Origin of the sequence: Pseudonocardia sp. (genome assembly GCF_025965585.1) — a bacterium.
Lineage (GTDB): Bacteria > Actinomycetota > Actinomycetes > Mycobacteriales > Pseudonocardiaceae > Pseudonocardia.
This window is the reverse complement of record NZ_JAOPWR010000464.1, coordinates 1-3,439: the sequence shown is the minus strand read 5'-3', so window position 1 is coordinate 3,439 and position 3,439 is coordinate 1. Positions and strand designations below refer to the sequence as shown.

At 75.5% G+C, this 3,439-nt stretch carries 5 protein-coding genes; 2 read left to right on the top strand and 3 right to left on the bottom strand.

What is annotated here, in order from left to right:
• Positions 1–357 (top strand): DUF4129 domain-containing protein (locus JWR81_RS28495; protein WP_297659604.1); only part of this gene is annotated, 357 nt, incomplete at its 5' end.
• Positions 358–506: 149 nt separating this feature from the next.
• Here the strand turns inward: JWR81_RS28495 and JWR81_RS28490 are convergent.
• Together JWR81_RS28490 and JWR81_RS28485 are read right to left on the bottom strand one after the other, a co-directional pair.
• Complete coding sequence (locus tag JWR81_RS28490) at positions 507–887, bottom strand: DUF3040 domain-containing protein (RefSeq protein ID WP_297659601.1); 381 nt, start codon at positions 885–887, stop codon at positions 507–509.
• A gap of 307 nt (positions 888–1,194) precedes the next feature.
• Positions 1,195–1,977, bottom strand: a complete 783-nt coding sequence (locus tag JWR81_RS28485; RefSeq protein ID WP_367278871.1) for a class I SAM-dependent methyltransferase — start codon at positions 1,975–1,977, stop codon at positions 1,195–1,197.
• A gap of 102 nt (positions 1,978–2,079) precedes the next feature.
• On the opposite strand from JWR81_RS28485, the gene JWR81_RS28480 reads away from it, so the two are divergent.
• Positions 2,080–2,946 (top strand): ParA family protein, encoded by an 867-nt coding sequence (locus tag JWR81_RS28480; RefSeq protein ID WP_297659598.1) that lies wholly within the window; start codon positions 2,080–2,082, stop codon positions 2,944–2,946.
• A gap of 108 nt (positions 2,947–3,054) precedes the next feature.
• Here JWR81_RS28480 and JWR81_RS28475 read toward each other — a convergent pair.
• Positions 3,055–3,439, bottom strand: a 385-nt coding sequence (locus JWR81_RS28475; RefSeq protein ID WP_297659595.1) for an SAV_6107 family HEPN domain-containing protein, incomplete at its 5' end; no start/stop codon positions are given.

The following is a 3,439-nucleotide window of genomic DNA, read 5'->3' as shown; positions in this document are numbered from 1 at the left end:
GCCGCCGGCGCGGCCTGGGCGGAGTTGTTGGCCGAGTCGGCCGACCGCGGCGTCACCGCACCGCCGAGCGACACCGTCCGCGCCGGCGCGCGGCGCCTGGTCAGGGAGCACGACCTCGGCGCCGAGGCCCAGCAGGCACTGCGGCAGGTGGTGGGCGCGGTCGAGGCGAGCTGGTACGGCGACCGGCAGCCCGCGCCGGGCGAGCTCGCCGCGCCCGTGCAGGTCGTCCGGGACGGCATCGCGGCGGCACGCGCGCTCACCCTGCGCGAGCGGCTGCTCCCCCGCTCCGTGACGAACGGCACGCTGCTCGGCCGCAGGCGCACCCGCTCCGACCAGCCCGAGACCACCCGCGTCTGACCTCGGCGGGCGGCCCCGGGGCCCGCAACGCCAGCGACCCTGGAACGGCAGCGGCCCTCGAACAACAGCGCCCCTGGAACGACAGCGGCGCCGCGTCCCGCGGTGGTCTGCTGCGGGAGGCGGCGCCGTGGCTGTCGGCGGGTGAGCGATTACTCCTGCTCGAACCGGCGGCGGAAACGCTCTTCCATGCGGCCCGTGAAGCCGTTCTTGTCGGGTTCGGCCTGCGGGGCCTGGCCCGGAGCCGCCGAGGATCCGACCGAGGTGACCGCGAGGACGGCGCCTCCGAGCATCACGAGGAACCCTACGACGCTGACGACCGGGAACTCGCCCAGGTAGAGGGCTCGCACCGCGATGCCCAGGACGAGGAGTACGAGCCCGACGACGAACAGGGCTACGCCCTGCAGCCGACGGCGACGAGTGGGTTTGCGCAGCCGGCCACCACGAACGGTCGATGCGAACTTCGGGTCTTCGGCGTAGAGAGCGCGCTCGATCTGTTCGAGCAGCCGCTGCTCGTGCTCGGAGAGGGGCATGGCTTCGCCTCCGGCACTGTGTTCGTTCCTGTCGGGTCATCTTCCATGGTGCCGGAACGACGCGACAACCGCTCGGGAGTGGGCGGCTGCTTCAGAGGATACGAGTCTCGCGGCCCTGCGACTACCCGGACTCGTCAAGCGGACGGGTCGATCTTCCGGGAGGACCCGCGCAAAAGGGTGTGAGCTGCGACGCAACGCCCAATTCGCGCCGTCGACGAGATCACGGCGAACGGAGGTTCCGATCCCCGGGGGGCTGATCATCGCGCGCCGCGGCCGCCCGAGCGGCCGGTTCCGGACGGGCTGCGGATCAGGACGAGCGGCGGGCCAGGGCGTGCAGCCGGACCGCGACGTCCAGCATCGCGGGTTCGGCGGCGGCGAGCGTCTCGAGCTCGGCCATCGCGCGACCGACCGCCGGACCGCCGTCGCGCATCGCACCGGGCACCCAGCCCTCCAGCACGCCGTCGCCCTGGAGCAGTTCGAGGGTCAGCGCCCCGTCGGCGGCGAGCAGGGCGCGCAGCGACGCGCCGTCGAGCCGCCTGCGTACGGCGTCGGCCGGGCCGTAGCGGCCGTCGGGGTCGGTGAGCACGGCGCGGGCCTCGGCCAGCCTGCCGCCCACCGTGCGGGCCAGCACCGCGGCGAAGCGGCCAGCCACGAGCACCGACACGGCACCGCCTGGTGCGGTGGCCGCACGCAGCGCGGCGACCGCCGCCGCAGCGTCGTCCACCACCTCGAGCAGGCCGTGGCCGAGCACCAGGTCGGCACCCGCGTCGGGGACGGCGTCGGCCAGCGCGTCGGCGTCGCCCTGCACGGGCGTGACCAGGGAGGCCACCCCCGCCTCGCGGGCGCGGCGCTGCAGCGCGGCGAGGGCGTTCGGGCTGTTGTCCACCACGGTGACGGCGCTCCCGGCCAGCGCGAGCGGCACGGCCCACGCGCCGCTGCCCCCGCCGACGTCGAGGACCCGTGGTGCCGCGCCCGTCCGGGCCCGGATCGCGGCCAGCTCACCCGCGATCGCCCGGTGCACGGGGCTCTCACCGGGGGTGAGCCCCGGTGCCGTCACCATCTGCCCGGCTTCGTCCGTCGCGCCGCTCATGGCGCACCCCCCGACCGGTATCGCGACCTCGGGACCGCCACCATCACACCTGCCCTCACAGCGGCAGCGTAGTGCGAGCCCCAGCGGGGTAGGTTGATCGACGTGCAGGTTGTCGCCACGTTGAGCCTCAAGGGCGGAGTGGGCAAGACGACGGTGGCGCTCGGCCTCGCCGGCGCCGCCCAGCAGCACGGCGTGCGCACGCTGGTGGTGGATCTCGACCCCCAGGCCAACGCCACCATCGCCCTCGACGTGGGCGCCACGGCCGCCACCGTGGCCGAGGTGCTCGACGACCCCCGCCGGTCGGTGATCCACCGCGCCATCGCCCCCAGCGGGTGGGGCGAGGGCCTCGACGTGCTGGTGGGCGCGGAGCAGACCGAGCGCCACAACCACCCCGACCCCAGCGGCAAACAGCTCAGCAGGCTCAGCCGCGCGCTGGAGCGGCTCGGGGCCGCCGACGAGCTCGGCGACCCGGACGAGGACCACCACGAGGACCCGGACGACGAGCCCTACCGCCTCGTCGTGATCGACTGCCCACCGTCGCTGGGTCAGCTCACGCGCAGCGCCCTCGCCGCGGCCCACCGTGCGGTGCTGGTGACCGACCCGACGATGTTCGCCGTGTCGGGCGTGCAGCGGGCGTTCGATGCCGTACAGAGCGAGCGCCAGCGCGCCAACCCCGATCTGCAGCCCCTGGGCGTGCTCATCAACCGGGTGCGCCCGCGCAACACCGAGCACGAGTTCCGGATCGCCGAGCTGCGGGAGCTGTTCGGCCCGCTGGTGCTCAGCGGCGTGATCCCGGACCGTTCGGCGGTGCAGCAGGCGCAGGGCGCCTGCCTGCCGATCCAGCGGTGGGACACCCCGGGGGCCCGCGAGGTGTCGGCAGTGTTCACCACACTGCTCGGCCGGGTACTGCGCAGCGATCGCCCCCATCGCCTCCGCTCGATGCCGAGCGCGCCCCCCGCCACCCGCTGACCGCCGCGCCACCCGCTGACCGCCGCGCCACCCGACGAGCGACACGGTCGTCCGGACCCGTGCGACGCGTGTGCCGCTCGTCGGGGGCGGATCGTCGGGGGCGGAGCCTCAGCGGAGCGGGATGGACGAGCGCACGATGCCGACGAACTGCTCGGACTGGCGCAGCATGTCGTCGGCGTCGCGGCGGCCCACGAGCCGCGCGATGCCCGCCTCCGCGGCCGCGCGCGTGTCGGAGCAGGCCGCGAAGAACGCCGCCCACTCGGACAGCTCCGGCGCGATCTCGGCCAACAGCTGCCACGCGTTGCGCGTGGCGCCCCGTCGGGGCTGCGGCGTGGCGCGGACGGCCAGGACGGCCGCGGCCGCCCGGAGCGCCGCGAGGTACGCCGCCGGGTAGCGCAGCAGGGGGTCCTCCTGCAGGTGGGCCTCGGCCAGCCCGTCGGCGGCCTGGCGGAGCAGGCCCAGCGCCGCCCGGGACGTGGGGGCCGGCGCGGGC

What these genes read in the sequence shown, in the direction of transcription:
- JWR81_RS28485 (WP_367278871.1), bottom strand. Translation starts at nt 1,977, where the DNA reads ATGAGCGGCGCGACGGACGAAGCCGGGCAGATGGTGACGGCACCGGGG.
- JWR81_RS28490 (WP_297659601.1), bottom strand. Translation starts at nt 887, where the DNA reads ATGCCCCTCTCCGAGCACGAGCAGCGGCTGCTCGAACAGATCGAGCGC.